The following is a 26,322-nucleotide window of genomic DNA, read 5'->3' as shown; positions in this document are numbered from 1 at the left end:
CAGAGTTCCGCTTTTTTTCCTGCCCGTTACGAGAACAAGATGAAAAGCCATGCGCTGCGCGCCGATTTCCTGATGCTGTTCACCGCGATGATCTGGGGGGTCTCCTTCGTCGCGCAACGCCTCGGGATGGATGCCATCGGTCCCTTCCTCTATACCGGCCTGCGCTTCACCCTCGGCGCCATGGCACTGCTGCCGCTGCTGGCCTGGTCGAGCAAGCGCGGCGCCCAGCCGTTCAACCGCGGCCTGATCCTGGCCGGTCTGGCCATCGGCACCGCGCTGACCATGGGGATCAACCTGCAGCAGGTCGGCCTGATGTTCACCAGCGTGACCAACTCCGGCTTCATCACCGGCCTGTACGTCATCATCGTGCCGCTGCTCGGCCTGCTGATCGGTCATCGCGCCGGCACGGGCACCTGGATCGGTGCTGCGCTGGCGGTGACCGGCATGGCGATGCTGAGCATCGGCCCGGACTTCCACGTCGCTTCCGGTGACTGGCTGCAACTGACCGGCGCCTTCGTCTGGGGCGGCCACGTCCTGCTGGTGGGCCTGTTCGCCAGCCGCTACGACCCGATCCGCCTGGCCTTCCTGCAGTTCGCCACCTGCGCGGTGGTGAGCATGATCCTGGCGCTGGTGTTCGAGGAGATTCACCTCGACGCCATCCTCCAGGCCGGCCCTGCCCTGCTCTACGGCGGCCTGTTCGGCGTCGCCACCGGCTTCACCCTGCAGGTCATCGCGCAGAAGCACGCCATCGCCTCCCACGCGGCGATCATCCTCTCGCTGGAAGCCGTGTTTGCCGCCATCGCCGGCGCGCTGTTCCTCAACGAAACTCTGCACGTGCGCGGCTACTTCGGCTGCGCGCTGATGCTCGCCGGCATGCTGGTCGCTCAGCTGTGGCCGAAGAAGGCTGACGCCAAGGCGGCTTGAAACACCCAATAAGCCTGCAGGCGCGCGCATGACCCGCGTCTGTAAAGGTTGCGTTGGCGAGGCAGGTTATCGCTGGGTAAACGGCATCAACGCCTGATGCGCCGGGCTCTGCTCGTCCAGCGGCTGCTGGCGCTTGGAGCCCAGGTAGCGTTCGCTGAACACATCCAGGTAGGCATCCAGCGCATCGCCGGCGCGGCGGTCGCCGGCCAGCCCCAGGCACAGCGCGGCAACCTCGGCGGTGCACAGGTGTTCGTCGAACTTGGAGCGGCGCAGGCGATAGCGCGACAGCGCATCGGGGGTGATGCTCAGCACCGGGAAGCGGTCCAGGTACGGGCTCTTGCGGAACATCTTGCGCGCCTCGTTCCAGGTGGCATCGAGCAGGATGAACAACGGGCGCTTGCCGTCCTGCGGCTCCACCGTGGTGACCACGCGCTCGGGCTGGACGAACTCGCCAGGGAACACCACATACGGCTGCCACTGCGGATCGTCGAGCAGCGCCAGCAGCGCAGGGTCGACCTCGATGCGCGACCAGCCGAAGGCCCAGGTCTCGGGCACGGTCTCGGCGATCAGCCAGCCGGTGTTGCTGGGCTTGAGCGGTTCGGTGTCGAACATCACCAGGCACATCGCCGAGTTGGACTCGACCTGCGGGCGCAGGCTGCACATGCAGTAGTTCGGCCGCAGGCGGCAACCGGGGCAGCGCGGCGAGCGTGAGCCACGGGCGAAGAACGGCTTGATGCAGCGGGCCAGGCGTTCATCGCGAAGGCGGGCGACGGCGTGGCTCATGCTGCAGCCACCGGGATGAGGAAAAGCGAACGGGACATCGAAGGCTCGAACGGGACGACGGTTGCGGACCGCCGATTGTACCAGAGCGGCCGCCCGCCTCCCTGCGAGCGGCGCGGTGGCTTTCAAGGCAAGTAGCTTGGAGATAAGCGGCCTTCAGAAGCTGTGGTTGAGCGCCAGGCCGATGAACTGGATCTGCTGCTTGTATTCGCCCTTGTAGTTGCCGCCGTTGCCGGTGCAGCGCACGCCGCTATCGACGTAGAGCCCTCCGGAACCGGGCGCCCAGCCAGCCGGCGAGCAGCCGTCGGCGTAGTCCATCTTGCCGCTGTCGAACTTCACGAAGCTGTAGGCCAGGTCCACCGAGGTGTCCTTGGTGAAGTGGTAGTTGGCCCCCAGCGACAGCCACTTGCGATTGGCGTCGGGGAAGGCCGGGTGGCGTAGCCCGTCGCCGCTGACCGGGGTCTTGTCGTAGGCGATGCCGCTGCGCAGCAGCAGGTCGTCGTTGAACTGGTAGTTCATCCCAAGCGAGACCTTGTAGGTGTTCTTCCAGTCCTGCTTGACGCTCAGGTCCCCCTCGTTGACGCCATTGAAGTACGGGTAGCCCTGCACCTGGTCGATGCCGATATCCACCGAGTCCAGCCGCGAGTGCCGCGTCCAGGTCACGTCGGCCATCAGCGCGACCTTGTCGTTGAGTTGGTGGAAGCCGTTGATGGACAGAGATTCGGGCGTGTCGATGGTGACCTTGGCCTTGGAGTTGGGGTGCAGCCGGGTGGCGGCGAACTGGCCGGGGTTGACCCACTGGTCCGGGTCGAACAATTGCTGGATGGCGTCCTTGGGCGGCAGTTCGATGATGCCCAGGTCCAGGCCGCCGCTGAGGTCGGTATCCGGCGAGGGCACCGTGCCCTGCACGTCGGAGAAGCTCCACTTGGTCTTGCCTTCCAGCTCATGCTTGATCCGCGAACGATAGGCGATACCAAAGCGCGTGCGCTCCGTGGGTTCCCACAGGTAGCCGAAGTTCCAGCCGTAGCCCCAGTCGTCACCCTTCACGCGGAAGTAACCGTCGCCCTGGACGTTGTCGGAAAAGTTTTTCGCCACGCAGTCGACGAAGGCATCACCGTTCTGGCCGTTACAACTGGTCACCTCCTCCGGCACCTGCACGCCGTAGACCAGCGGGATCACCGCCTGCCCCAGGGGCGAGGCGGCCAGTTCGGTGACGTCCTGATTCTCCTTGACGAACTGCCCGGCCAGTTGCCGCGAGGCGCCCTTCACGTCGGCCGCGCCGCGCTGGATGGAGCGGATGTACTGAGCCGAGACGCCGAAACCGACGCTATGGTGCTCGTTGAGGCGGAAGGAAATGCTCGGGTTGAAGGTGACGGTTTCCAGCGAGGCCGACTGGATGCCGTAGCGGCCGCTCCAGTCCTTCTCGTAGTCGAGCTTGGCGCCATAGGGCGTGAAGATGCCCAGGCCGATGTTGATGGTGTCGTTCACCTGGTGGGAGAAGTAGAAGTTCGGCGCGGCGGCCGCGTCCGGCAGGTAGGAGCCGGCGTCGCCGTCGCCCTCACCGGTGCGGTTGCCGAACACGTCGGTGGAGCCGTCGTCATCGTACTCGCCCTTGGGCAGCAGGATGGTTAGGCCGCCGGTGACCTGGTTGCCGGGCAGGCGGGCCATGCCGGCGGGGTTGTAGAAGATGGTCGAGGCGTCGGCCGCTTCGGCGCCGTTGGCGTGGGCGGTGCCCTGGGCGGACACCGACTGTGAGCCGAAGTGATAACCGGACGCCTCGGCCTGCTGCGCGGGGACTGCGATCAGGCACCAGGAGCCCAGGGCAAGCGGCCAGGGGCGCAATACTCTTGTCATTGTTCTTCTCCTGCGATGGGATGATTCGCCCGACGCATCGACAAGAGTCCGCCCTACCGCAGAAGCAGCATGAAAATGGCACCGCCTTGCGCGGCGGCTGGACCTCCCGATGGTCGACCCTCCCGCTCGGAGGGCAGAGGTTGTGACCGGAGAGCGGCGCCATCCTCCCCCCATCCTTTGACGGGGTTGGCCACCCGGCGGCGCGGTCTGGGGTCTGAGGTAACAGTTCCTCGGCAGGCGCGCCGTTTTAAGGGACAATAGGCGGCTTGAATGACCGTCGAACCCGGAAGGCTCGCCACGGTCGAATCGGCACCATTGTCAGGAGATGCCCATGCTGCGCCTCACCGCCCTCGCCCTCTGCCTCGTCATTCCCGTCGCGCACGCCGCGTCGAAGAAGGACTTCGAACTGACCCAGACCCTGGAAAAGGTCGCCAAGGAAAGCAGCGAAGGCACCCCGCGCGCCATCAACGAGGACATCCTCGACCAGGGCTACACCGTCGACGGCCCGCAGTTGATCAACCACCTGAGCGTGCGCGCCAGCCATGCCGAGCGCATGCGCGAGAACCCCGACAGCGTGCGCAGCCAGCTGGGCGACAGCGTCTGCAGCAACACCGCCTACCGCCAGTTGCTGGCCGAGGGCGCGATCCTCACTTACAGCTTCACCGAGTACAAGACCAACGCCCCGGTCGCCACCGAGCGCTTCGACGCTGGCAGCTGCAAGATCAAGCTGAAGAAGTAAGCCGCACCCATGCTCGACAAGGAAATGCTGCTGAAGATCGCGCGTACGCCGATGCCCTTCGGCAAGTACCAGGGTCGCATGCTGGTGGACCTGCCTGACGAGTACCTGCTGTGGTTCCACAAAAAGGGGCAGTTTCCGGCCGGCGAATTGGGCCGGCTGATGCAGCTGACCCTGGAACTGAAGATCGATGGCCTGGACGACCTGATCAAAGCGCTCAAGCGCTGAGGCCCGCGCAACCGCCCTGTGGCGGTTGCGCCAGCGCTCGTCAGCGCAGCACGGCGGGGTTCTCCTTGCCGGCCACCGCCGCTGCTTCGTCCGGCGCCAGCAAGGCGCTGCGCGGCACATCCAGCAACCGCGCGCAGGCCGCCAGCACGTGGGCCCAGCTGCAGCGGTTGGCGAACAGCATGCCCGCCTCGTCCAGCGTACCGCCCTGGTTGCGATAGCCCAGCACCGCCGTCTTCAAGGCGTCCGGCAGGATCGGCCAGAGGTGCCCGCGCGCCACTTCCGGACGCATGTGAGTGAGCAGCACGCGGCGCTGGTAATGGTCTGGGAACAAACGCATGGCCACGGACTCATCCGTCAGCGCCTGCAACTCCCAGTTGTCACGCGGCGCGCGGAAGCGCCCCGGCTCCTGCAGATAGACCAACCGATACGGATAACCGGCCTCCTCCAGCCGCAACGCGGCGCGACGCATCTCGGCCAGTTGGTAGCTGCCGTTGGCGATCAGCAGCAGTGGCTCGGCGCCGGGATGTTCGTCCATCAGGATCGCGCCATCGCGGGCCAGCTGTTCCGCCTGGGCCTGGTTGAATACGGCCGGACGCTCGCGCTTGGGTGCCACGATGCAGGCCAGTTGCCCGCGACTACGGTAGATGTCTGGCAGCAGGGCCAGGTGACTGTTGTGGTCGACCGGGAAAACCACCCGAACCATGTCGCTCATCTCGCCCAGCAGCGCCTCGCAGAAGGTGGTGTCCTGGTGCGACTGCTGGTTCTTGCCGTTCTCCCACGTATGCGAAGTCGCCACCAGCGGCCAGCCGAGCCAGCCCGCCGAACGCCCGGCTTCCTTCTGCTGGCGGGCAAAAATCAGCGTCTGGCGCACGGCCCCGAGCATCTTCACGCAGAAGGCTTCGTAGCTGGCCACCAGGTTCAGTCCGCCCTGGTTGGCCAGGCAGGCGGAAACCACCGCTTCCTCGTTGAGCGCGGTGATGATCCGGCCATCCACGGCCTCCAGATCGCTTTCCGGCTCACTCACCCGGTGCCGGAGCGCCTTGAGCACGCCGCCCAGGCGGTTGCTCGCCAGCTCGTCCGGGTTGCCGACGCGGGCGCGCAGGTCCGGGTTGGCGCCGCACAGGTCAACGAAAAAGCGATCCAGCGCGGCCATGGGCGAGCATTCGTCGTTGCGGTAATGCAGCGGCGGAATCGAAGGTTCGATAGGCCGACGCACGGCCAACGGGTTGTCCCGCTCCAACACCCGGCCGCTGCGCGAGGCAGTGAACAGGCCGCAGGCCTCGGCGAGCTCTTCCGGCTCCACCCACAGCGGCGCCGCATGCTGGTTGAACAGCTCGCGCGCCTCGGCGTCCACGCCGGGGTTACCCGGGAGTGGCAGGTTGTGCGCGGCGTTGCTGCCGGCCCCGTAGAAGCCGTAACCCTTGGTCGTCTCGGCAATGCCATAGGGAATCGGCAGCGGATAGCGCAGGATGCCGCGCTCCTTCTCGTCGACGCGATGTTGCAGGCGTTCTTCCATTTCCCACAGGGCGCAGACGAATGCCGCCGGGTCACGTCCATCGAAGCTGATCGGGTCGAAGCCACAGCGCCGCAGGTGCAGCTTGAAGCCTTCCAGTCCCTCGTGGGTGCCCAGGTCGGTACGCTGCTCGATGCGCCGGCCGTTGGCGATCATCACCGGCAGCGCCGTGCCGCAATCTTCGGCGCGCCACCAGCGGGGAATCCAGTCGCTGCCGCGCTGCTCCTCGGCGGCGCCGTCGGAAAGAAACGCCACCAGGGTTTCGCCCGGTAGCGGCATGTGCGCATACATCAGCTCGGCGAAGCCGAGGTAGCCGCCTTCGGCAATGCCACCAGCGGTATGCGGGTTGACGTGGCTGCCCAGCGGCGCGGCGACCTTACCGTCCGGCTGCTGCGCGTAGCTGTAGAAGTCCTGCACCAGCCGATCCAGCCCTGCCGCGCCGCTTCCGTAGGCGGCAGCCTGTTCCGGATGCAGGTTACCGGTGAGCACGTTGAGCGCGTCGATCGCCGCCACACAGTGCCCCTGCCCCATCAGCCAGCCGCGGGTCTTGCCGCTCAGGGCATTCAGGGCGAGGTAACCGGCATAGGCCGGCACCATGTTCAGCGCACCGCCGGTGTGCCCTTCGGGCTGCGCCTTGAAATCCTCGGCCTGCAAGGGAGCGCCATCAAGGCGGACGCGCCTGGCGTAGGTCATGTGCGCCACCAGCCAGAGCCCGGCGCAGCTCAGCCGGTCCAGCGCGCCAAACAGTCGGTAGACGCTGGCCAGATCAGGCTGCAGACCGTACTGGACCAATTGATGAGCAACACGAAAGACCGCCGCCTGGGTCTGCGGGCTATGCTGAAGCGGTCCACGGCCTTGCCGCCAACGGGCAAATTCCGGCTCGGCTGCCGCGTGGCTGTCGAGTTCCTCGGGACTGGGCAGTATCTGTGGCATCTCGGCTCTCCCTTGGCTTTGCAGGAAAGTCTAGGTCGCTACGGATCGGACCGGCGCTGACATGTATCAACGAGCGCCCCGACCATTCGAGCAAGGCTGAAAGAGAATTCCCACAAGGAGACGACATGGCGCTTCTCACTTTCATCGGCGCGATCCAGGAAGTCACCGGTTCCTGCTACCTCCTGGAAACCCGCGACGGCGTCCGCGTGCTGCTCGAATGCGGGATGCGCCAGGGGCGCGGCGGCAACAAGGGTACCCGCGAAAACGAAGCGACCAACCGCACGCCCTTCCCTTTCGACCCGAAGGAGCTCGATGCCGTCGTCCTGTCCCACGCCCACCTGGACCACAGCGGCCTGCTGCCGCGCCTGGCGAAGGAAGGCTACAAGGGTCCGATCTACGCCACCGAATCCTGCTGCGACCTGCTGGAGCTGATGCTGATGGACTCGGCGCACCTCCAGGAGAAGGACGCCGAATGGGAGAACAAGTGGCGCGCGCGCCTGGGCAAGCCGCCCGTCAAGCCTCTATACACCGTCGAAGACGCTTCCCGCGCCCTGAACCAGCGCCGCCGCGTCAGCTATGGCAGCACGGTAGACGTAGCGCGCGGCATCCGCGTGACCTTCCACAACGCCGGGCACATCCTCGGCTCGGCCATCGTCGAACTGGAAATCCATGAGTTCGGCTCGACCCGCCGCCTGGTGTTCTCCGGCGACCTGGGCAGCACCTGCTCGCCACTGATGCGCACGCCGACCCCGCTGACCCGCGCCGACGTGGTGCTACTGGAATCCACCTACGGCGACCGCGACCACCGCGACGCCAACGAAACCCTGCTGGAACTGGCCGGCATCCTGCAACGCGCGCAGAACGAAGGCGGCAACGTGCTGATCCCGTCGTTCGCCGTCGGCCGCACCCAGGACCTGATCTACTACCTCGGGCGCTTCTACCAGGAAGGTCGCCTGCCGCAGCAGGTGGTCTACCTCGACAGTCCCATGGCCGCCCGGGCCAACAACATCTACCTGCAACACATCGGCGAGATCGCCGACGTCGACCGCGAGTACATGCGCGGTACCGGCACGGCCAAGGTCGGCGAGTGGCTGCCGATCCTGCGCACCACCCAGAGCGCCGATGAATCCATGGCGCTGAACCGGATCAAGAGCGGGGCTATCATCATCGCCGGCAGCGGCATGTGCACCGGAGGGCGCATCGTCCACCACCTCAAGCACAACCTCTGGCGCGAGGAATGCCATATCGTCTTCCCTGGCTTCCAGGCCAAGGGCACGCTGGGCCGCGCCATCGTCGACGGCGCCCAGACGGTACGCATCCTGCGGCAGCGCATCAGCGTGAAAGCGCAGATCCATACCCTCGGCGGGTTCTCCGCTCACGCGGGACAATCACAATTAATTCAGTGGGTTGGCCACTTCGAGAACAAACCCGAGCTATACCTGATACATGGCGAGCGGGAAAAGATGGATGTACTCAAGGGTGCACTCCAGGATCGCCTGAACTGGACGGCCAACATTCCGGAGCCCGGAGACCGGATCGCCATCTGAAATCGGGGCCTCACCGACTGTCACACCCCGCGTGCCAGACTGGGCAGGCCTCCTGCTGAACCCTGTGCGTGCGGCGAAGCGCCAATGCGTCAACACCAGAGCCACCTTGCGTGGCCGGCGCCGCCCATGGACAGGCGATCAGGGGTTGATGAACAAGGAGTATCAACATGCCCTATGAGCCCGACGACTACCTCTCCAGACACTTCCAGACCAGCGGCACCGACCTCGCACAGAAGATCGAGGAACTGGCCGAACTGGCCGCCCCCGGAAACAGCCAGAACCTGCCGCTGTACCGCGAGATGCTCACCACCGTGGCCCGCATGGCCCAGGCCGACCGCAACCGCTGGGACGCCAAGATCATGCTGCAGACCCTGCGCGAGATGGAGCACGCCTTCAGCACCCTGGAGCAGTTCAAGCGTCGCCGCAAAGTCACGGTGTTCGGCTCGGCCCGTACACCGGCCGACCACCCCGTCTACGCCCTGGCCCGCGAGCTGGGCGAAACCCTCGCCCGCTACGACCTGATGGTCATCACCGGCGCCGGCGGCGGCATCATGGCCGCGGCCCACGAAGGCGCCGGGCTGGAAAACAGCCTTGGCTTCAATATCACGTTGCCCTTCGAACAGCACGCCAACCGCACCGTGGACGGCACCAGCAACCTGCTGTCCTTCCACTTCTTCTTCCTGCGCAAGCTGTTCTTCGTCAAGGAGGCCGATGCCCTGGTGCTCTGCCCTGGCGGCTTCGGCACGCTGGACGAAGCACTGGAAGTACTGACGCTGATCCAGACCGGCAAGAGCCCGCTGGTACCGATCGTGCTGCTGGACCAACCGGGTGGGCACTACTGGGACCACGCCCTGGAATTCATCAAGGAACAGCTGGAAGACAACGGCTATATCCTGCCCAGCGACATGAACCTGATGAAACTTGTTCACACCGCCGAGGAAGCCGCCGAGGAAATCGCCCAGTTCTACAGCAACTTCCACTCCAGCCGCTGGCTCAAAGATCGCTTCGTGATCCGCCTGAACCACCCGCTGAGCGTGCGCGCACTGCAGTTGCTGGAGCGCGAGTTCGGCAGCCTGTGCGTCACTGATGGCTTCCACCAGCAGCCCTACAGCGAATCGGAACTGGACGAGCCGGAGTTCTCCCACCTGACCCGCCTGGCCTTCGCCTTCAACGGCCGTGACCAAGGTCGCCTGAGAGAACTGCTGAACTTCATCAACCAGCCGGAGAACTGGGAGCGCTGATTTCCTGGGCAACTTCCAGAACAAGAAAACAAAAAAGGCACCCGGTGGGTGCCTTTTTCGTTCAATCATCTGATCGTCGACCGCTCAGAAGCCGGCTGATGGCTTCCATCGAGTAGCCCCGATAGCTCAGGAACCGGCCCTGCTGGGCTCGCTCGCGAGCGTCCTGCGGCAGTCGGGCGAACTTGCGGCGCCATACTTCACGCAGGTTTTCACTCCAGTCGACATCCGACTCGCTCAGCGCACCGTCGATCTCGCTACGGGGCAAACCACGTTGCGACAGCTCCTCGCGAATCCGCACCGGACCGTAACCGGCCCGCGCACGGCTGGCGATGTAGCTTTCCAGGTAGCGGCTTTCGTTGAGCAGCCCTTCCTCGGCCAGACGGTCGAGGGCGGGATCGATCAGGTCCTGCGTGGCGCCGCGTTGCCGCAGCTTGCGTGAGAGCTCGGCCCGGCCATGCTCGCGTCTTGCCAGCAGGTCCATGGCGACCCGCCGCACCGCGACGGGGCTATCGAGCTCGACGGCCATCGCTATCAGTAGTCGGCTTCAGCTTCTGCTTCGGCTTCCGCCGCAGCGAGCTCGGCCTTGGTCGGCGGAGTCTGCTTGGACAGCAGCTGGTCACGGATAGCCTTGTCCAGGGTGGTGCAGACCTCGGCGTTGTCTTCCAGGAACTTGGCGGCATTCGCCTTGCCCTGGCCGATCTTGCTGCCCTGGTAGCTGTACCAGGCGCCGGACTTCTCGATCAGGCCCAGCTGTACGCCCAGGTCGATGATCTCGCCGGTGCGGTAGATGCCGCGGCCGTACATGATCTGGAACTCGGCCTGACGGAACGGCGGAGCAACCTTGTTCTTCACGACCTTGACGCGGGTTTCGCTGCCGACCACTTCGTCGCCTTCCTTCACCGCACCGGTACGGCGGATGTCGAGACGGACGGAGGAGTAGAACTTCAGCGCGTTACCACCGGTGGTAGTTTCCGGGTTGCCGAACATCACGCCGATCTTCATGCGGATCTGGTTGATGAAGATGACCAGGCAGTTGGCGTTCTTGATGTTGCCGGTGATCTTGCGCAGCGCCTGGGACATCAGGCGGGCCTGCAGGCCGACGTGCTGATCGCCCATCTCGCCTTCGATTTCGGCCTTGGGTACCAGGGCCGCTACGGAGTCGACGATGATCACGTCAACGGCATTGGAGCGCACCAGCATGTCGGTGATTTCCAGGGCCTGTTCGCCGGTGTCCGGCTGGGAAACCAGCAGGTCGTCGACGTTGACGCCCAGCTTGCCGGCGTAGTCCGGGTCCAGGGCGTGTTCGGCGTCGACGAAGGCGCAGGTGGCGCCGATTTTCTGCGCCTGGGCGATGACCGACAGGGTCAGCGTGGTCTTACCCGAGGATTCCGGGCCGTAGATCTCGACGATACGGCCGCGCGGCAGACCGCCGATGCCCAGCGCGATGTCCAGGCCCAGCGAGCCGGTGGAGATGGCGGGGATTGCCTGGCGCTCATGGTCGCCCATGCGCATGACCGCGCCTTTGCCGAATTGGCGTTCGATCTGTCCCAGGGCCGCGGCCAGGGCGCGCTTCTTGTTGTCGTCCATTGAAGTCCTCGCGAAGTCAGGCGGCCGGGCGGCCACGAACAACTGTATAAGTAGACAGTATTATTCCACAGGGCAAGCCGCTCGCCTACCCCTGAATCGGATTTTCCCCGTCCGCCAGTCGCAATAGCCCTTCCAGAGCGGTCGCCACGGTCTGCCGGCGAACAGCTTCCCGATCACCGGCATACAGACGGCGTTCACTGAACACCTGTGCGCCTTTCCTCCAGGCCAGCCAGACGGTGCCCACGGGTTTCTCGGCAGAACCACCATCCGGTCCGGCAATACCGCTGACCGCTACGGCGATATCCGCGCCACTGCGCGGCAACGCACCGTCCACCATGGCCTCGACCACCTCACGGCTCACCGCGCCGACTTGCGGGAACAGCTCGGCCGGCACATCCAACTGACGCGTCTTCTGGCTGTTGGAGTAGGTAACGTAGCCTGCCTCGAACCAGGCGGAGCTTCCGGATATACGGGTGATCGCCTCGGCAATGCCGCCACCTGTGCAGGATTCGGCGGTGGTGACGCGCAATTTGTTGGCAGCCAGCCGCGCGCCAAGCCGGGAGGAGAGTTCAGTAATAAAGGAATCGGTAACGGGCACAGTGCGCTCCGGGGTTAAAGAAGGCCAGGCGGATACCGTACACTAGGCGCTTTTGCATGTTGAAGCCGGACAGCCAGAAGCCATGAGTCAGAGCGACCTCTCCGCCCACACACCGATGATGCAGCAGTACTGGAGGCTGAAGAACCAGCACCCGGACCAACTGATGTTCTACCGCATGGGCGACTTCTACGAGCTGTTCTACGAGGACGCCAAGAAGGCCGCCAAACTGCTGGACATCACACTGACCGCACGCGGCCAGTCCGCCGGCAACTCCATTCCCATGGCCGGCATTCCCTTCCACTCCGCCGAAGGCTACCTGGCCAAGCTGGTGAAGCTCGGCGAATCGGTGGTGATCTGCGAACAGATCGGCGACCCGGCCACCAGCAAGGGACCGGTTGAACGCCAGGTTGTACGCATCCTGACCCCCGGCACCGTCAGCGACGAAGCGCTGCTCGACGAGCGCCGCGACAACCTGATCGCCGCCGTGCTGGGCGACGAGCGCCTGTTCGGCCTGGCCGTGCTGGACATCACCAGCGGCCGCTTCAACGTCCAGGAAATAAAAGGCTGGGAAACCCTGCTGGCCGAACTGGAGCGCTTGAACCCCGCCGAGCTGCTGATCCCCGACGACTGGCCCCAGGGCCTGCCGGCGGAAAAGCGCCGTGGCGCACACCGCCGCGCCCCCTGGGACTTCGATCGTGACTCGGCGAAGAAGGGCCTGTGCCAGCAGTTCGGCGTGCAGGACCTCAAGGGCTTCGGCTGCCAGGAACTCACCCTGGCTATCGGTGCGGCCGGCTGCCTGCTGACCTACGCCAAGGAAACCCAGCGCACCGCCTTGCCGCACCTGCGTAGTCTGCGTCACGAGCGGATCGATGACACCGTGATCCTCGATGGCGCCAGCCGCCGCAACCTGGAGCTGGACACCAACCTCGCCGGCGGTCGCGACAACACGCTGCAGTCGGTAGTCGACCGTTGCCAGACTGCCATGGGCAGCCGTCTGCTGACCCGCTGGCTGAACCGCCCGCTGCGCGACCGTGCCGTGCTCGAAGCTCGCCAGGAGTCCATTGCCTGCCTGCTGGAACGCTATCGCTTCGAAGTCCTCCAGCCGCAGCTGAAGGAAATCGGTGACGTTGAACGAATTCTCGCCCGAATCGGCCTGCGCAACGCCCGCCCGCGCGACCTCGCGCGCCTGCGCGACGCCCTCGCCGCCCTGCCGCAACTGCAGAGTGGCATGACCGAGCTGGAAGCCCCGCACCTGGGCGAATTGGCCGTCAGCATCCGCACCTACCCGGAACTGGCCGACCTGCTGGCCCGCGCAGTGATCGAGAACCCGCCGGCCGTGATCCGCGACGGCGGCGTCATCGCCCGCGGCTACGACGCCGAGTTGGACGAACTGCAGATGCTCAGCGAGAACGCCGGCCAGTACCTGATGGATCTGGAGACTCGCGAGAAGGCCCGCACCGGCCTGCCAAACCTGAAGGTCGGCTACAACCGCATCCACGGCTACTACATCGAACTGCCCCGTGTGCAGGCCGAACAGGCACCCGCCGACTACATCCGCCGCCAGACCCTGAAAGGCGCCGAGCGCTTCATCACGCCGGAACTGAAGGCCTTCGAAGACAAGGCGCTGTCAGCTCAAAGCCGTGCCCTGGCTCGCGAGAAGCAACTCTACGAAGAACTGCTGGAACTTCTGATCGGCCAACTGGCGCCACTGCAGGACACCGCTGCCGCCCTGGCCGAACTGGACGTGCTGTCCAACCTCGCCGAGCGTGCACTGAACCTCGACCTGAACCGCCCGCGCTTCGTCGAAGAGTCCGGCATCCTGATCGAGCAAGGCCGCCACCCGGTGGTCGAGCAGGTGCTGGATACGCCCTTCGTCGCCAACGACCTGAACCTCGACGAAGACACCCGCATGCTGGTGATTACCGGCCCGAACATGGGCGGTAAATCGACCTATATGCGACAAACAGCGCTGATCGTGCTGCTAGCGCACATCGGCAGTTTCGTCCCGGCTGCGCGTTGTGAACTGTCCCTCGTGGACCGAATTTTCACCCGTATCGGCTCCTCCGACGACCTCGCCGGTGGCCGCTCCACCTTCATGGTGGAGATGAGCGAAACCGCGAACATCCTGCACAACGCCAGCGACCGCAGCCTGGTGCTGATGGACGAAGTGGGCCGCGGTACCAGCACCTTCGACGGCCTGTCGCTGGCCTGGTCGGCCGCCGAACACCTGGCCAAACTTCGCGCCTTTACCCTGTTCGCGACGCACTATTTCGAGCTGACCGTGCTGCCCGAAAGCGAACCGGCGGTGGCCAACGTTCACCTGAACGCCACCGAACACAACGAGCGCATCGTGTTCCTGCACCACGTACTGCCCGGTCCCGCCAGCCAGAGTTATGGTCTTGCGGTTGCACAATTGGCCGGTGTGCCGGGTGCGGTAATTCAGCGCGCCCGCGAGCATCTGTCGCGCCTGGAAACCACCAGCCTGCCCCATGAAGCACCGCGTTCGACCGACCCGAAAAGCCCGGCACCACTGCAAAGCGACCTGTTCGCCAGCCTGCCGCACCCGATCGTCGAAGAGCTGATGCGTGTCAGCCCCGATGACCTGACTCCGCGTCAAGCTCTCGAATTGTTATATGCATGGAAGATGCGGGTCTGACGGACCGCTGGACAAGCTGCTAGAATCGCGCGCGCTTAGCCGCCCGCCTGAGGAGAAAATTAGAAATGACCTTCGTCGTCACCGACAACTGCATCAAGTGCAAATACACCGACTGCGTGGAAGTATGCCCGGTGGACTGCTTCTACGAAGGCCCGAACTTCCTGGTCATCCACCCGGATGAGTGCATTGACTGCGCCCTGTGCGAACCGGAGTGCCCGGCACAGGCGATCTTCTCCGAGGACGAGGTCCCGGATGGCATGCAGGAGTTCATCGAGCTGAACAAGGATCTGGCCGATGTATGGCCGAACATCACCGAGAAGAAGGACTCCCTGCCGGACGCCGAAGAGTGGGACGGCAAGCCGAACAAGATGCAGTATCTGGAGCGCTGATTTCCAGCACCTCCGGAAATAGAAAAGGCCCGCCTGGTGCGGGCCTTTCTGCATCTGGATGCTTCACTTTTCTGCAGGCAAAAAAAGGGGCGGGATAACCCGCCCACTCTTTCTTCCCTTCTTCATCATCCTGATGAACCGCATCCTGCGGTGGGTCCTGACCGACATCCTTACCGGCCTGCGCCTTTCCGTGTACGCAGGAGTGATATTACCCGCCTGCCGGAACACGGCAACTGGGACACTTCCGCGCATCCACCACCGCCAGCGCCCCATCATTGAAATAAAATGCTTACAAAACAACAAGATAAGAAAATTAGACGTCAAGGCTGGCGACACTTCAAGCGGAACACTCACACACTATGTAAGCGAATGCTTACATCGCGACGCATAAAAAAGCCCGGAATCATCCGGGCTTCTTCGTTGTCGACCTGAACGCTACTGGAACAGTGCGTCGCTCGACAGGCCGTTCTTCTCGAGAATCTCGCGCAGACGCTTGAGGGCCTCAACCTGGATCTGCCGGACACGCTCGCGAGTCAGGCCGATTTCCTGGCCGACTTCCTCCAGGGTACTGCTTTCATGGCCACGCAGGCCAAAGCGGCGAATCACCACCTCGCGCTGCTTGTCGGTCAACTCCGACAGCCAAAGGTCGATGCTCTCGCTGAGGTCGTCGTCCTGCAGCAGTTCGCAGGGATCAGTGGGACGGTCGTCGGTCAGGGTATCGAGCAGGGTCTTGTCCGAATCCGGGCCGAGGGAAACATCCACCGAAGTGACCCGCTCGTTCAGACCAAGCATCCGCTTGACCTCTTCCACCGGCTTCTCGAGCAGGTTGGCGATTTCCTCGGGCGACGGCTCGTGGTCCAGCTTGTGGGTCAGCTCGCGAGCGGCCCGCAGGTAGACATTGAGTTCCTTCACCACATGGATCGGCAAACGAATGGTGCGGGTCTGATTCATGATGGCCCGTTCGATGGTCTGACGAATCCACCAGGTTGCATAGGTGGAGAAGCGGAAGCCACGTTCGGGGTCGAATTTCTCCACCGCGCGGATCAGCCCGAGGTTGCCCTCTTCGATCAGGTCGAGCAGGGAAAGGCCGCGGTTGACGTAACGTCGCGCGATCTTCACCACCAGACGCAGGTTGCTTTCGATCATTCGCCGCCGACCGGCCGGGTCGCCCTTCTGCGCGAGACGCGCGAAATGGACTTCCTCTTCCGGAGTCAGGAGCGGCGAGAAACCGATTTCATTCAGATACAGCTGGGTCGCGTCGAGCGCGCGGCTGTAGTCGATGTGCTTGTGTTGCTTGAGAGACGAGAGTGAGGTGGCTTTAGGAGTGACTCGAAGCGATACCTGCTCTTCGGCAAATGACTCTTCGAGGATGATGCCAGGCTCCAGCAGGAGCACTTCATCATCGACGTCAAACTCCGGCCCTTCTTTTTTAAGTGCCATGTCGTTATCCCTTGCTGAGTTCGACAACAAGCCCAGGTGCTTCCTTATCCTTAGGACACCTAGGCCCGCTCACCCACGCAGGGGAACAGCAAGCGTCAACGACTTGGCAGGTATTGCAGCGGATCTACAGGTTTACCCTGGCGGCGAATCTCGAAGTGCAGCTTCACCCGGTCGGTCCCTGTGGAGCCCATCTCGGCAATGTTCTGCCCGACTTTGACCTGTTGCCCTTCCCGCACCAGCAACCTACGGTTGTGACCGTAGGCGCTCACGTAGGTATCGCTGTGCTTGATGATCACGAGTTCGCCGTAGCCCCGCAAACCACTACCGGCGTACACCACCGTGCCATTAGACGCAGCCAGGACAGGCTGGCCCAATTGCCCGCCTATATCAATCCCTTTATTCAAACTGCCGTTTGATGCAAAACGCCCAATGAGAGTGCCATTGGTCGGCCATATCCAGCCCCCCGGAGCCCCCCCTGCAACCGCCGGAGTTCCGCCGCTGGCGGGGGGCTGCGCCGGAGTCGTGACAGCAGGCGTGGTCGGTTTGCTGGCGGTTGCCGGTGTGGATGTCGGTTTGTTGACTACGACTGGAGCGACAGGCGTCGTATTTTTTGCGACAGACGGTGCTGTCGACGAGCCACCATCGAAGCGGATGGTTTGGCCGGGGCGAATGGTGTACGGCGCGGAGATGTTGTTGCGCGCGGCCAGGGCTTTCCAGTCCCAGCCGTAACGGAAGGCGATGGAGTACAGCGTGTCACCGCGGCGCACCAGATACTGCCCGCTGGTGACAGCCGGCTTCTGCTGGGCATTGCGGTCCACCACGGTCGTGGTGCTGCGCGAAGTCGAAGAACAGGCCGCCAGCAGAGAGCAGACGGCAATGGCCACCACAGCGTGGCCCAGGCCCTTGATCCAGTTCCGTTGACACAGGGTCGCTGTCAAGCTCACCCATCCCCCTTATCCATGAATTGACGTCCAGCCTCACTGGCCGGCAGTTACCGCAGACTTGACCGGCTTGCTCTCAGCCTAGCGGACCGTTGAGCAGCGGGACGAAGCGTACGGAATCCAGCACCTGGCGCTGGAAGCCGTCCTCGGTGCGGACGATCAGCATCAGTTGCTGCACCTCGCCGCCGCCGACCGGAATCACCAGCCGCCCCCCAGGCGCCAGCTGGTCCAGCAGCGCCTGCGGGACCTCGGCCGCTGCCGCGGTGACAATGATGCCGTTGTAAGGCGCAAGGGCGGGCCAGCCTTCCCAGCCATCGCCCCAACGAAAGACAACATTTCTCAGGTTTAGCTCCGCAAGTCGCTCCTTGGCGCGATCCTGCAGGGCCTGGATGCGCTCGACGGAGAACACCCGCTCCACCAGTTGCGACAGCACGGCGGTCTGGTAGCCGGAGCCGGTGCCGATCTCCAGCACCTTGTCCAGCGGGCCGGCGGCCAGCAGCAACTCGGTCATCCGCGCCACCATGAAGGGCTGCGAGATGGTCTGGTTGTGCCCGATGGGCAGAGCGGTGTCTTCGTAGGCGCGGTGCGACAGCGCCTCGTCGACGAACAGGTGGCGCGGCGTACGACGGATCACTTCCAGCACGCGGGCGTTGGACAGGCCCTCTTCGTAGAGACGCTGGATCAGACGCTCGCGGGTGCGCTGGGACGTCATGCCGATCCCGCCGCGACGCGACAATTCATTGGCCATGGTCGAGCCCTCCGAGCCAGTCGCCAAGGACATTGAACGCCTCCCGGAAGGTCCGGTCCATCTGCAGCGGCGTGATCGACACGTAACCCTGCATGACCGCGTGGAAATCGGTGCCCTCGCCGCCATCCTCGGCATCGCCGGCAGCGGCGATCCAGTAGCCTTCCTTGCCACGCGGATTGACCACCTTGACCGGCGGCTTGGCGCGGGCACGATGCCCCAGGCGGGTCAGCTGGATGCCCTTGATGCGCTCCAGCGGCAGGTTGGGAATATTCACGTTGAGCACGGTGCGCGGCGGCAGCTCGAGCTTCTCGTGGGACTCCACCAGCAGGCGGGCGAAGTGCATGGCGGCCGGCAGGTTGTCGGTCAGGCGCGAGCACAGCGAGAAGGCAAAGGCCGGGCGGGACAGGAAACGCCCCTCCAGGGCCGCTGCCACGGTGCCCGAATAGAGTACGTCGTCGCCCAGGTTGGCGCCCAGGTTGATGCCCGAGACGACCATTTCCGGCACTTCTTCGAGCAGGCCGTTGAGGCCCAGGTGCACGCAGTCGGTCGGGGTGCCGTTGAGGCTGATGAAACCATTGCCCAGGCGATGGGGATGCAGCGGCCGATCCAGCGTCAGCGAACTACTCGCTCCGCTACGATCGGCTTCCGGGGCGATCACGATGCAGTCCGCATAGTCGGACAGCGCGTCGTGAAGCGCGGCGATACCGGGTGCAGTGACCCCGTCGTCGTTGGCAATCAATATGCGCATGGGCTTTCCGTCTGCCCTGCCGGCACGAGGTCGATCAGCTCGCGCACTACCACGGTGGCGAAGCAGCCAGCCGGCAGGACGAATTCCAGTTGCAGAATGTCAGGGGCGGGATAATGCCATGTAAGACCCGGGATGGGGAGGCGCAGAATGCGCCGTTCGTGCGCCATGTCCGCACTGGCGAGCCACTGGCAAAGCGCCATCTCCGCCTGCTGTACGCTGCTTTCGATCTCTCCGGGCTGGTTCGTCGCCGGTGAATCGCCCTCGCCCCACATCGGACCGGTGGGGTGCAGGTCGAGCGCGGCGAGGCGCGGGTCGGAGCACTCCGCTTCGCCAGCGGGGAAGAAGCTGCGGCTGTCGGTGAACGCCAGCAGGTCGCCGACCCGCGCCTGGTTCCAGGTGCCTTCCGCGACGCGGCGGGCCAGCACCTGGTTGAAGATGAAGCTGCGGGCCGCCGAGAGCATCCGCGAGCGCATGTTGCGATGTTCCGGCAACTTGCCACGCTCGGCGAAGCCACGGGCGTCGAAGACGTTGCCGCCGTCATGGCCGAAACGCTGGGTACCGAAGTAGTTCGGCACGCCCTGGGCGACCAGGGCCTTCAGGCGCGCTTCGAGTTGTTCGCGATCGGCCTGCAACTCGGTCAGGCGCAGGGTGAAGCCGTTGGCCGAATGCGCGCCGCGTTGCAGTTTGCGGCGATGGCGGTTGCGCTCGAGGATGCGCAGGCTGTCGTCCTCGGCGGCGGCCAGGTCCGGATCGGACTTGCCCGGCAGGTGCAGGCTGAACCACTGGCGGGTCAGCGCCTGGCGATCCTTGAGGCCGGCGTAGCTGATCATCTTCACCGGTACGCCGGCGGCACGGGCCAGGCGACGGGCGGCTTCTTCGGTGTTCAGGCCGCGCTTCTCGACCCACAGCCAGAGGTGTTCGCCGTCGCCGGAGAGCGGGATGTCCAGCACTTCGTCGACCTGGAAATCTTCCGCCACGGCCTTGAGCACGGCGCTTCCGCAGGCATCGCCATGGGCGCGCGGGCCCAGCAGTTCCAGCTCCGTCATGCGCGAACCAGCAAGGCGACAGCGTGGACCGCGATGCCCTCTTCTCGGCCGGTGAAGCCGAGTTTCTCGGTGGTGGTGGCCTTGACGTTGACCTGGTCCAGTTCGACCTTCAGGTCGGCGGCGATGCTCTCGCGCATGCTCTGGATGTGCGGCGCCATCTTCGGCGCCTGGGCGATGATGGTGGTGTCGACGTTTTCCACCTTCCAGCCCTTGGCTTCCACCAGGCTCAGCACGTGGCGCAGCAGCGCGCGGCTGTCGGCACCCTTGAACTGCGGGTCGGTGTCGGGGAAGTGCTTGCCGATATCGCCCAGCGCGCAGGCGCCCAGCAGGGCATCGGAGAGCGCGTGCAACAGCACGTCGCCGTCGGAGTGGGCGACGAGCCCGAACTTGTGGGGAATACGCACGCCGCCGAGGGTGATGAAGTCGCCCTCGCCGAAGCGGTGCACGTCGTAGCCATGTCCGATACGCATGAAATAACGCCCTGTAGATGTCAGGGCGTCGATTCTACCGGATCACTGCCCCGAGGGTGTCAGCCACAGAGCGCCGCAGCGTGGTGGCGCAGGTGATCATCGATGAAGCTCGCAATGAAGTAGTAGCTGTGGTCGTAGCCGGGCTGCAGGCGCAGGTCCAGCGGATGGCCGACCGCAGCGGCAGCTTCGCGCAGGGCTTCGGGCTTGAGCTGCACGGCGAGGAAGTCGTCGCGCTCGCCCTGGTCCACCAGGATCGGCAGGCGCTCACTGGCATTCGCCAGCAGTTCCACGGCATCCCACTCACGCCAGGCCGCCGGATCTTCACCGAGGAAGCGGCCCAGGGCCTTCTGACCCCATGGGCAATCGCTGGGATGGGTGATGGGCGCAAAGGCCGACAGCGACAGGTAGCGGCCCGGGTTGCGCAGGGCGCAGATCAGCGCGCCATGGCCCCCCATGGAGTGGCCGCTGATGCCGCGCTTCTGGGAAACCGGGAAGTTCGCCTCGATCAGCGCAGGCAGCTCCTGCACCACGTAATCGTGCATCCGGTAGTGGCGCGCCCAGGGTTCCTGGGTGGCATTGACGTAGAAGCCGGCACCAAGGCCGAAGTCCCAGGCGCCATCTGGATCGCCCGGCACTTCCGGCCCGCGCGGGCTGGTGTCCGGCGCGACGATGACAATCCCCAGCTCAGCAGCCATGCGCTGCGCGCCGGCCTTCTGCATGAAGTTCTCGTCGGTGCAGGTCAGGCCGGACAGCCAGTACAGCACCGGCAAGCCCGCCTCGGGCTCGGCCTGGGGCGGCAGATACACCGCGAAGACCATGTCGCAGCCGAGGGTGGCGGAACGGTGGCGGTAGCGCTGATGCCAGCCGCCGAAGCTCTTCTGGGTGCTGATGAGTTCGATGGAATCCGTCATGGAGCCTCCTGTGAGGCCGGGCGCGTGGCGCGCCCGGCGGTTCGATCAGTAATGGATGACGGAGCGGATGCTCTTGCCTTCGTGCATCAGGTCGAAGGCCTCGTTGATCTTCTCCAGGCCCATGGTGTGGGTGATGAAGGTATCCAGCGGGATTTCGCCCTTCTGCGCCTTTTCCACGTAGGTCGGCAGCTCGGTGCGGCCCTTCACGCCGCCGAAGGCGGAACCGCGCCAGACACGACCGGTGACCAGCTGGAACGGACGGGTGCTGATTTCCTGGCCGGCACCGGCGACGCCGATGATGGTGGATTCGCCCCAGCCCTTGTGGCAGCACTCCAGCGCCGCACGCATCAGCTGGACGTTGCCCACGCACTCGAAGGAATAGTCCACGCCGCCATCCGTCATTTCGACGATGACTTCCTGAATCGGCTTCTGATGATCCTTCGGATTGACGAAATCGGTGGCACCCAGTTCCTTGGCGATATCGAACTTCGCCGGGTTGATGTCCACCGCGATGATGCGCGAGGCCTTGGCCATCTTCGCGCCGATGATCGCCGCCAGGCCGATGCCGCCCAGGCCGAAGATGGCGACGGTAGCGCCCTCTTCCACCTTGGCAGTGTTCAGCACGGCGCCGATGCCGGTGGTCACACCGCAACCGAGCAGGCAGACCTTCTCCAGCGGCGCCTCCTCGGGGATCTTCGCCAGGGAGATTTCCGGCAGCACGGTGTACTCGGAGAAGGTCGAGCAGCCCATGTAGTGGAAGATCGGCTCTCCCTTGTAGGAGAAGCGGCTGGTGCCGTCGGGCATCAGGCCCTTGCCCTGGGTGGCGCGCACGGCCTGGCAGAGGTTGGTCTTGCCGGATTTGCAGAATTTGCACTCGCGGCATTCGGCGGTGTACAGCGGGATCACGTGGTCGCCCACTTTCAGCGAGGTCACGCCCTCGCCCACCGCTTCAACAATGCCGCCACCCTCGTGGCCCAGGATGCACGGGAACACGCCTTCGGAATCCTGGCCGGACAGGGTGTACGCGTCAGTGTGGCAGACTCCGGAGGCGACGATGCGCACCAGCACTTCGCCCTTCTGCGGCGGCGCAACATCCACTTCGACGATTTCCAACGGCTTGTTGGGGGCGAAGGCGACGGCGGCACGGGACTTGATCATCGGGAAACTCCTGAACGAAGGAAACGACAACGCCCGCCTGGGGCGGACGGGTTCGGCGCGGTGGCCGAGAAACCGGGACGGGCCTGGGCCACGTCGGGGAGCGTTCGGGGCAGCGCGGCAAAAGCACGCCCCAAAGCCTTGGAAGTGTAGAAAACCCCGTTTCAGGGAATAATCAGGCAATAATCAAAACATTATTGCCATACAGGGATAATCCAGATGCACCGCTGGGAAGGACTGGACGAATTCGTCGCCGTCGCCGAAACCGGCCAATTCACCGCCGCCGCCGAACGCCTAGGGGTTTCTTCGTCGCACGTCAGCCGCCAGGTCGCGCGACTGGAAGAGCGACTGCAGACGCGCCTGCTCTACCGCAGCACGCGAAAGGTGACGCTGAGCGAAGCCGGGCAGACCTTCCTGCAGCACTGCCGACGCCTGCAGGATGCCCGCGAGGAGGCACTGCGTGCGGTCAGCGATCTGTCCGCCGAGCCCAAGGGCCTGCTGCGCATGACCTGCGCCGTGGCCTACGGCGAGCGCTTCGTGGTGCCGCTGGTGAACGAATTCATGGCGCAGTTTCCGCAACTGCGGGTGGAGATCGAGCTGTCCAACCGTCAGCTTGATCTGCTCCACGAAGGCTTCGACCTGGCGATCCGCCTCGGCCGCCTGAGCGATTCGCGGCTCGTGGCGACTCGCCTGGCGCCGCGCGTGATGTATCTCTGCGCTACCCCGGACTATCTGGCGCGTCACGGCGCACCACAGAGCGTCGCGGAACTGGCGCAACACAACTGCCTGGTGGGCAGCAGCGACCAGTGGAGCTTCCTCGAGGACGGCCGCGAAACCCAGCACCGGGTACAGGGCAACTGGCGCTGCAACAGCGGCCAGGCGGTGCTCGATGCGGCATTGCGCGGCTTCGGACTGTGCCAGTTGCCGGACTACTACGTACTGGAACACCTGCGCAGCGGCCGCCTGGTGTCCCTACTGGATGCGCACCAGCCGCCCAACACGGGGGTCTGGGCGCTTTATCCACAGCAACGGCACCTGTCGCCCAAGGTGCGGCAGCTGGTGGATCATCTGAAGGAAGGCCTGCAGCATCTTCAACCCACTCCGTTGCCCTGAAACAAGCGCCTGAAAGACGCGTTGGCTAGAATGGGCGGTTTCCCACCCTTCGGATCAAGGACGACGAGATGTCAGCCCTTACTTCTTTCCGGGAGCGCTATCTGCTGCGCTTCTGGTCGCCCCTGCCAACCCTGGTTGCCCTGGGCGTCATCTCCGCCTACTACTTCGCCATGACCGGCACCTTCTGGGCAGTCACCGGCGAGTTCACCCGCTGGGGCGGTCACGTGCTGTCCTGGTTCGGCCTGCAGCCCCAGGAATGGAGCTACTTCAAGATCATCGGCCTCCAAGGCACGCCGCTCGACCGCATCGATGGCGTGATGATCATCGGCATGTTCCTCGGCGCGCTGGCCTGCGCGCTCTGGGCCGGCAACGTCAGCCTGCGCTGGCCGACCAGCAAGCGCCGCCTGCTGCAGGGCCTGGTCGGCGGAGTGATCGCCGGATTCGGCGCGCGCCTGGCGATGGGCTGCAACCTGGCGGCCTTCTTCACCGGCATCCCGATGTTCTCCGTGCACGCCTGGGCCTTCATGTTCTCCACGGTGCTCGGTGCCTGGTTCGGCGTGAAGATCAGCCTGCTGCCCTTCCTGCGCATTCCGCTCAAAGTCGGAGGCAAGGCCGCCGCCCTGCCAACTGCCGAAGCGCTCGCTCGCCGTGCCAAGCTGCAATGGCGCCTGGGCATGGGCGTGCTGGCGATCGCTGCGCTGTTCGCTGCCTGGCGCTTCGAAGTCTCGCTGGTGCTGGGCATGGCCTGCCTGTTCGGCCTGCTATTCGGCGGCCTGATCGAACGCGCACAGATCTGCTTCACCAGCGCCGCCCGTGACCTCTGGACCACCGGCCGAACCCAGGCCGCACTGGGTATCCTGCTGGGCATGGCAGCCGCCTGCGTCGGCACCTTCGCGGCGATCCACAACGGCCTGCCGCCGAAGATCTTCTGGATGGGTCCGAATGCCGTGATCGGTGGTGTGCTGTTCGGCATCGGCATCGTGCTGGCCGGCGGCTGCGAAACGGGCTGGATGTATCGCTCGATGGAAGGCCAGGTGCACTTCTGGGTGGTAGGCGTCGGCAACGTCATCGGCGGCACCCTGGTCGCGGTGTACTGGGACCCGCTCGGCACCAGCCTTGCCCTGCCCTATCCCAAGCTCAACCTGTTGCAGGAGTTCGGCCCTGGCGGCGGCCTGCTGATCACCTTCGCCGGCCTCGCCCTGTGCATGCTGCTGGTACAACTCAACGCGCAACGCTTCACCCGTAAACGGAAACCGTCCGATGCCCGACACCAAGACGCCGACGCTGTCGCTTGATCTGCGCGGCGAACACTGCCCCTACAACGCCATCGCCACCCTGGAAACCCTGGAGACGCTCAAGCCAGGCGATCTGCTGGAGGTGATCACCGACTGTTCGCAGTCGGTGCACGGCATTCCGGAAGACACGAAGCGCCATGGCTATCACTGTCTGGCGGTGGAACAGCACGGGGCGCTGTTTCGCTTCCTGATCGAGGTGCCGCTGCTGGGCTGATGCCCGGCGCTCAATCTGTAGGAGCGGGCCGTGCCCGCGATCGTGCACATGGCGCACTCCTGCAGTCGTAGGGCTGCATAACGCGCCAGCGTTATCCGCCGCACAACGCCGGCGGATAATCTGTTCCAGATTATTCGCCCTACAGCTTCGGTGCCGGGCGGGTTCGCGAGCAAAACGATGGCGTCCCCCTCGCTCCTACAGGGACCGGATATGCCGGAGCAGCGGCGCCGGCGGGATTCAGTGCTTGGCGAAATTGCGCTGCAGGCGCTGCAGGTCTTCCGGGGTGGTGACCTTGATGTTGTCCACCCGCCCTTCCACCATGCGCGGCGCATAGCCCGCCCACTCCATGGCAGAGGCCTCGTCGGTGATGGCCGCATCGGCCACCAGCGCATCGGCGAGCGCGCGGTGCAGCGCGCCGAGGCGGAACATCTGCGGGGTATAGGCCTGCCAGACCACGCTGCGGTCGATGGTTTCCACCACGCGGCCGTCAGCGCCAACGCGTTTCAGGGTATCCCGCGCGGGGACCCCGAGCAGGCCACCCACGGCGTCGAACTCCAGCTCGCCCAACAGGCGATCCAGATCAGCGCGAGCCAGGTTCGGCCGGGCGGCGTCGTGCACCAGCACCCAGTCGTCACTGCCAGCGCCCAGCTCGGTCAGGCGCAGCAGGCCATTGAGCACGGAATCGGCGCGCTCGCGGCCACCGTCGGCACGCTGGATCAGTTCGTTGGAAGCACTCGGCAAGGTCGGCCACCAGGGATCGTCGGCGGCCAGGCACACCACCAGACCCTTCAGCCGGGGATGGCCGAGGAAGCAGTCGAGGGTGCGTTCGAGAATGCTGCGACCGGCAAGGTCGAGGTATTGCTTGGGGCGGTCGGCGCGCATCCGCGAACCGATGCCGGCGGCCGGGATCACGGCCCAGAAGGCGGGTGTGGTCATTGCGCGAGCTGGTAGAGGGTTTCCTTGTCCTTGACCATGCCGAGTTCGTGGCGCGCACGCTCCTCGACGGTCTCGGTGCCTTTCTTGAGCTCGGCGACTTCCGCCTCGAGGATGCGGTTACGCTCGAGCAGGCGCTCGTTCTCGCCCTGCTGGTCGGCGATCTGCTTCTGCAGGTCACGCACCTGCGCCAGGCTGCCATCACCAATCCACAGGCGATACTGCAGGCCGGCCAGCGCCAGGATCAGCACGACGAACAGCCAGTAAGGGCTACGTAACCTCAAACCATCAGCTCCATACGCAAAGGGGTGGCTCGTGCCAC

26 protein-coding genes are annotated in these 26,322 nt (G+C 64.8%); 10 read left to right on the top strand and 16 right to left on the bottom strand.

All coding sequences use genetic code 11. The features are described 5' to 3' along the window. Positions 1–39: 39 nt before the first annotated feature. On the top strand, positions 40–924 hold the full coding sequence (locus IB255_RS09495) for a DMT family transporter (RefSeq protein ID WP_192210131.1): 885 nt from the start codon (positions 40–42) through the stop codon (positions 922–924). Between the two features lie 66 nt (positions 925–990). On the opposite strand, the gene IB255_RS09490 is transcribed toward IB255_RS09495, so the two are convergent. Both IB255_RS09490 and IB255_RS09485 read right to left on the bottom strand, forming a co-directional pair. After that, positions 991–1,707 (bottom strand): tRNA-uridine aminocarboxypropyltransferase, encoded by a 717-nt coding sequence (locus IB255_RS09490; protein ID WP_081517923.1) that lies wholly within the window; start codon positions 1,705–1,707, stop codon positions 991–993. A gap of 153 nt (positions 1,708–1,860) precedes the next feature. Next, positions 1,861–3,558: an OmpP1/FadL family transporter gene (locus IB255_RS09485; RefSeq protein ID WP_081517922.1), complete on the bottom strand. Its 1,698-nt coding sequence runs from the start codon at positions 3,556–3,558 to the stop codon at positions 1,861–1,863. Between the two features lie 331 nt (positions 3,559–3,889). Here IB255_RS09485 and IB255_RS09480 point away from each other — a divergent pair, with 331 nt between their 5' ends. Then, complete coding sequence (locus IB255_RS09480; RefSeq protein WP_017518004.1) at positions 3,890–4,297, top strand: quorum-sensing-regulated virulence factor family protein; 408 nt, start codon at positions 3,890–3,892, stop codon at positions 4,295–4,297. A gap of 9 nt (positions 4,298–4,306) precedes the next feature. Beyond that, on the top strand, positions 4,307–4,522 hold the full coding sequence (locus IB255_RS09475) for a DUF3820 family protein (RefSeq protein ID WP_045210039.1): 216 nt from the start codon (positions 4,307–4,309) through the stop codon (positions 4,520–4,522). Positions 4,523–4,562: 40 nt separating this feature from the next. On the opposite strand, the gene IB255_RS09470 is transcribed toward IB255_RS09475, so the two are convergent. Further along, positions 4,563–6,968, bottom strand: a complete 2,406-nt coding sequence (locus IB255_RS09470; protein WP_081517921.1) for a xylulose 5-phosphate 3-epimerase — start codon at positions 6,966–6,968, stop codon at positions 4,563–4,565. A gap of 125 nt (positions 6,969–7,093) precedes the next feature. Between IB255_RS09470 and IB255_RS09465 the strand changes: the two genes are divergently transcribed. Then, on the top strand, positions 7,094–8,515 hold the full coding sequence (locus tag IB255_RS09465; protein ID WP_081517920.1) for an MBL fold metallo-hydrolase RNA specificity domain-containing protein: 1,422 nt from the start codon (positions 7,094–7,096) through the stop codon (positions 8,513–8,515). A gap of 167 nt (positions 8,516–8,682) precedes the next feature. Next, positions 8,683–9,756 (top strand): TIGR00730 family Rossman fold protein, encoded by a 1,074-nt coding sequence (locus IB255_RS09460; RefSeq protein WP_081517919.1) that lies wholly within the window; start codon positions 8,683–8,685, stop codon positions 9,754–9,756. A 61-nt stretch (positions 9,757–9,817) separates the two neighbouring features. Here the strand turns inward: IB255_RS09460 and recX are convergent, their stop codons facing one another. The 3 genes from recX to IB255_RS09445 form a co-directional block, all read right to left on the bottom strand. Then, the gene (gene recX, locus IB255_RS09455; RefSeq protein ID WP_081517918.1) at positions 9,818–10,282 is read right to left on the bottom strand and encodes a recombination regulator RecX; all 465 of its coding nucleotides are present in this window, start codon (positions 10,280–10,282) and stop codon (positions 9,818–9,820) included. Between the two features lie 5 nt (positions 10,283–10,287). After that, entirely contained in the window at positions 10,288–11,343 is a 1,056-nt protein-coding gene (gene recA, locus IB255_RS09450) for a recombinase RecA (protein WP_081517917.1), read from the bottom strand. Between the two features lie 85 nt (positions 11,344–11,428). Further along, positions 11,429–11,941 (bottom strand): CinA family protein, encoded by a 513-nt coding sequence (locus IB255_RS09445; protein WP_081517916.1) that lies wholly within the window; start codon positions 11,939–11,941, stop codon positions 11,429–11,431. Positions 11,942–12,023: 82 nt separating this feature from the next. Here IB255_RS09445 and mutS point away from each other — a divergent pair, with 82 nt between their 5' ends. Together mutS and fdxA are read left to right on the top strand one after the other, a co-directional pair. Further along, positions 12,024–14,597, top strand: a complete 2,574-nt coding sequence (gene mutS / locus IB255_RS09440) for a DNA mismatch repair protein MutS (protein ID WP_177429484.1) — start codon at positions 12,024–12,026, stop codon at positions 14,595–14,597. Between the two features lie 65 nt (positions 14,598–14,662). Beyond that, positions 14,663–14,986, top strand: a complete 324-nt coding sequence (fdxA, locus tag IB255_RS09435; RefSeq protein WP_015476292.1) for a ferredoxin FdxA — start codon at positions 14,663–14,665, stop codon at positions 14,984–14,986. A gap of 435 nt (positions 14,987–15,421) precedes the next feature. Here fdxA and rpoS read toward each other — a convergent pair whose 3' ends face one another. The 8 genes from rpoS to IB255_RS09395 all read right to left on the bottom strand — a co-directional run bounded on the left by rpoS (position 15,422) and on the right by IB255_RS09395 (position 22,448). Then, positions 15,422–16,426, bottom strand: a complete 1,005-nt coding sequence (gene rpoS / locus IB255_RS09430) for an RNA polymerase sigma factor RpoS (RefSeq protein ID WP_045210031.1) — start codon at positions 16,424–16,426, stop codon at positions 15,422–15,424. Between the two features lie 95 nt (positions 16,427–16,521). Beyond that, positions 16,522–17,370, bottom strand: a complete 849-nt coding sequence (locus tag IB255_RS09425; protein ID WP_081517914.1) for a peptidoglycan DD-metalloendopeptidase family protein — start codon at positions 17,368–17,370, stop codon at positions 16,522–16,524. Between the two features lie 73 nt (positions 17,371–17,443). Continuing rightward, on the bottom strand, positions 17,444–18,079 hold the full coding sequence (locus IB255_RS09420; RefSeq protein ID WP_139791561.1) for a protein-L-isoaspartate(D-aspartate) O-methyltransferase: 636 nt from the start codon (positions 18,077–18,079) through the stop codon (positions 17,444–17,446). A gap of 25 nt (positions 18,080–18,104) precedes the next feature. After that, entirely contained in the window at positions 18,105–18,863 is a 759-nt protein-coding gene (surE, locus tag IB255_RS09415; protein ID WP_081517912.1) for a 5'/3'-nucleotidase SurE, read from the bottom strand. Then, entirely contained in the window at positions 18,851–19,909 is a 1,059-nt protein-coding gene (gene truD, locus IB255_RS09410; RefSeq protein WP_081517911.1) for a tRNA pseudouridine(13) synthase TruD, read from the bottom strand. The genes surE and truD overlap by 13 nt, the downstream gene beginning before the upstream one ends. Next, positions 19,906–20,379 (bottom strand): 2-C-methyl-D-erythritol 2,4-cyclodiphosphate synthase, encoded by a 474-nt coding sequence (ispF, locus tag IB255_RS09405; RefSeq protein ID WP_081517910.1) that lies wholly within the window; start codon positions 20,377–20,379, stop codon positions 19,906–19,908. Before ispF ends, truD begins: the two co-directional genes overlap by 4 nt. A gap of 59 nt (positions 20,380–20,438) precedes the next feature. After that, positions 20,439–21,290: an S-formylglutathione hydrolase gene (gene fghA, locus IB255_RS09400; protein WP_081517909.1), complete on the bottom strand. Its 852-nt coding sequence runs from the start codon at positions 21,288–21,290 to the stop codon at positions 20,439–20,441. 45 nt (positions 21,291–21,335) lie between these two features. Then, positions 21,336–22,448, bottom strand: coding sequence for an S-(hydroxymethyl)glutathione dehydrogenase/class III alcohol dehydrogenase (locus tag IB255_RS09395; RefSeq protein WP_081517908.1), 1,113 nt, complete (start codon positions 22,446–22,448; stop codon positions 21,336–21,338). Between the two features lie 216 nt (positions 22,449–22,664). Here IB255_RS09395 and IB255_RS09390 point away from each other — a divergent pair, with 216 nt between their 5' ends. From IB255_RS09390 to yedF, 3 genes are all read left to right on the top strand, one after another. Further along, positions 22,665–23,558 carry a LysR substrate-binding domain-containing protein gene (locus IB255_RS09390; RefSeq protein ID WP_081517907.1) on the top strand — a complete coding sequence of 298 codons (894 nt, stop codon included), beginning with the start codon at positions 22,665–22,667 and terminating at the stop codon, positions 23,556–23,558. 68 nt (positions 23,559–23,626) lie between these two features. After that, positions 23,627–24,853 (top strand): selenium metabolism membrane protein YedE/FdhT, encoded by a 1,227-nt coding sequence (gene yedE / locus IB255_RS09385; RefSeq protein WP_081517906.1) that lies wholly within the window; start codon positions 23,627–23,629, stop codon positions 24,851–24,853. Next, complete coding sequence (yedF, locus tag IB255_RS09380) at positions 24,819–25,067, top strand: sulfurtransferase-like selenium metabolism protein YedF (RefSeq protein ID WP_081517905.1); 249 nt, start codon at positions 24,819–24,821, stop codon at positions 25,065–25,067. Before yedE ends, yedF begins: the two co-directional genes overlap by 35 nt. A gap of 237 nt (positions 25,068–25,304) precedes the next feature. Here yedF and ispD read toward each other — a convergent pair whose 3' ends face one another. Continuing rightward, on the bottom strand, positions 25,305–26,003 hold the full coding sequence (gene ispD, locus IB255_RS09375; RefSeq protein ID WP_151186279.1) for a 2-C-methyl-D-erythritol 4-phosphate cytidylyltransferase: 699 nt from the start codon (positions 26,001–26,003) through the stop codon (positions 25,305–25,307). Next, positions 26,000–26,284, bottom strand: coding sequence for a cell division protein FtsB (gene ftsB / locus IB255_RS09370; protein ID WP_041711814.1), 285 nt, complete (start codon positions 26,282–26,284; stop codon positions 26,000–26,002). The genes ispD and ftsB overlap by 4 nt, the downstream gene beginning before the upstream one ends. Positions 26,285–26,322: the final 38 nt, after the last annotated feature.

The sequence above is a fragment of the Pseudomonas sp. PDM22 genome (assembly GCF_014851965.1).
Lineage (GTDB): Bacteria > Pseudomonadota > Gammaproteobacteria > Pseudomonadales > Pseudomonadaceae > Pseudomonas.
Note: the sequence above shows the minus strand (reverse complement) of the source record. Positions and strands in the feature narration are given on the sequence as shown.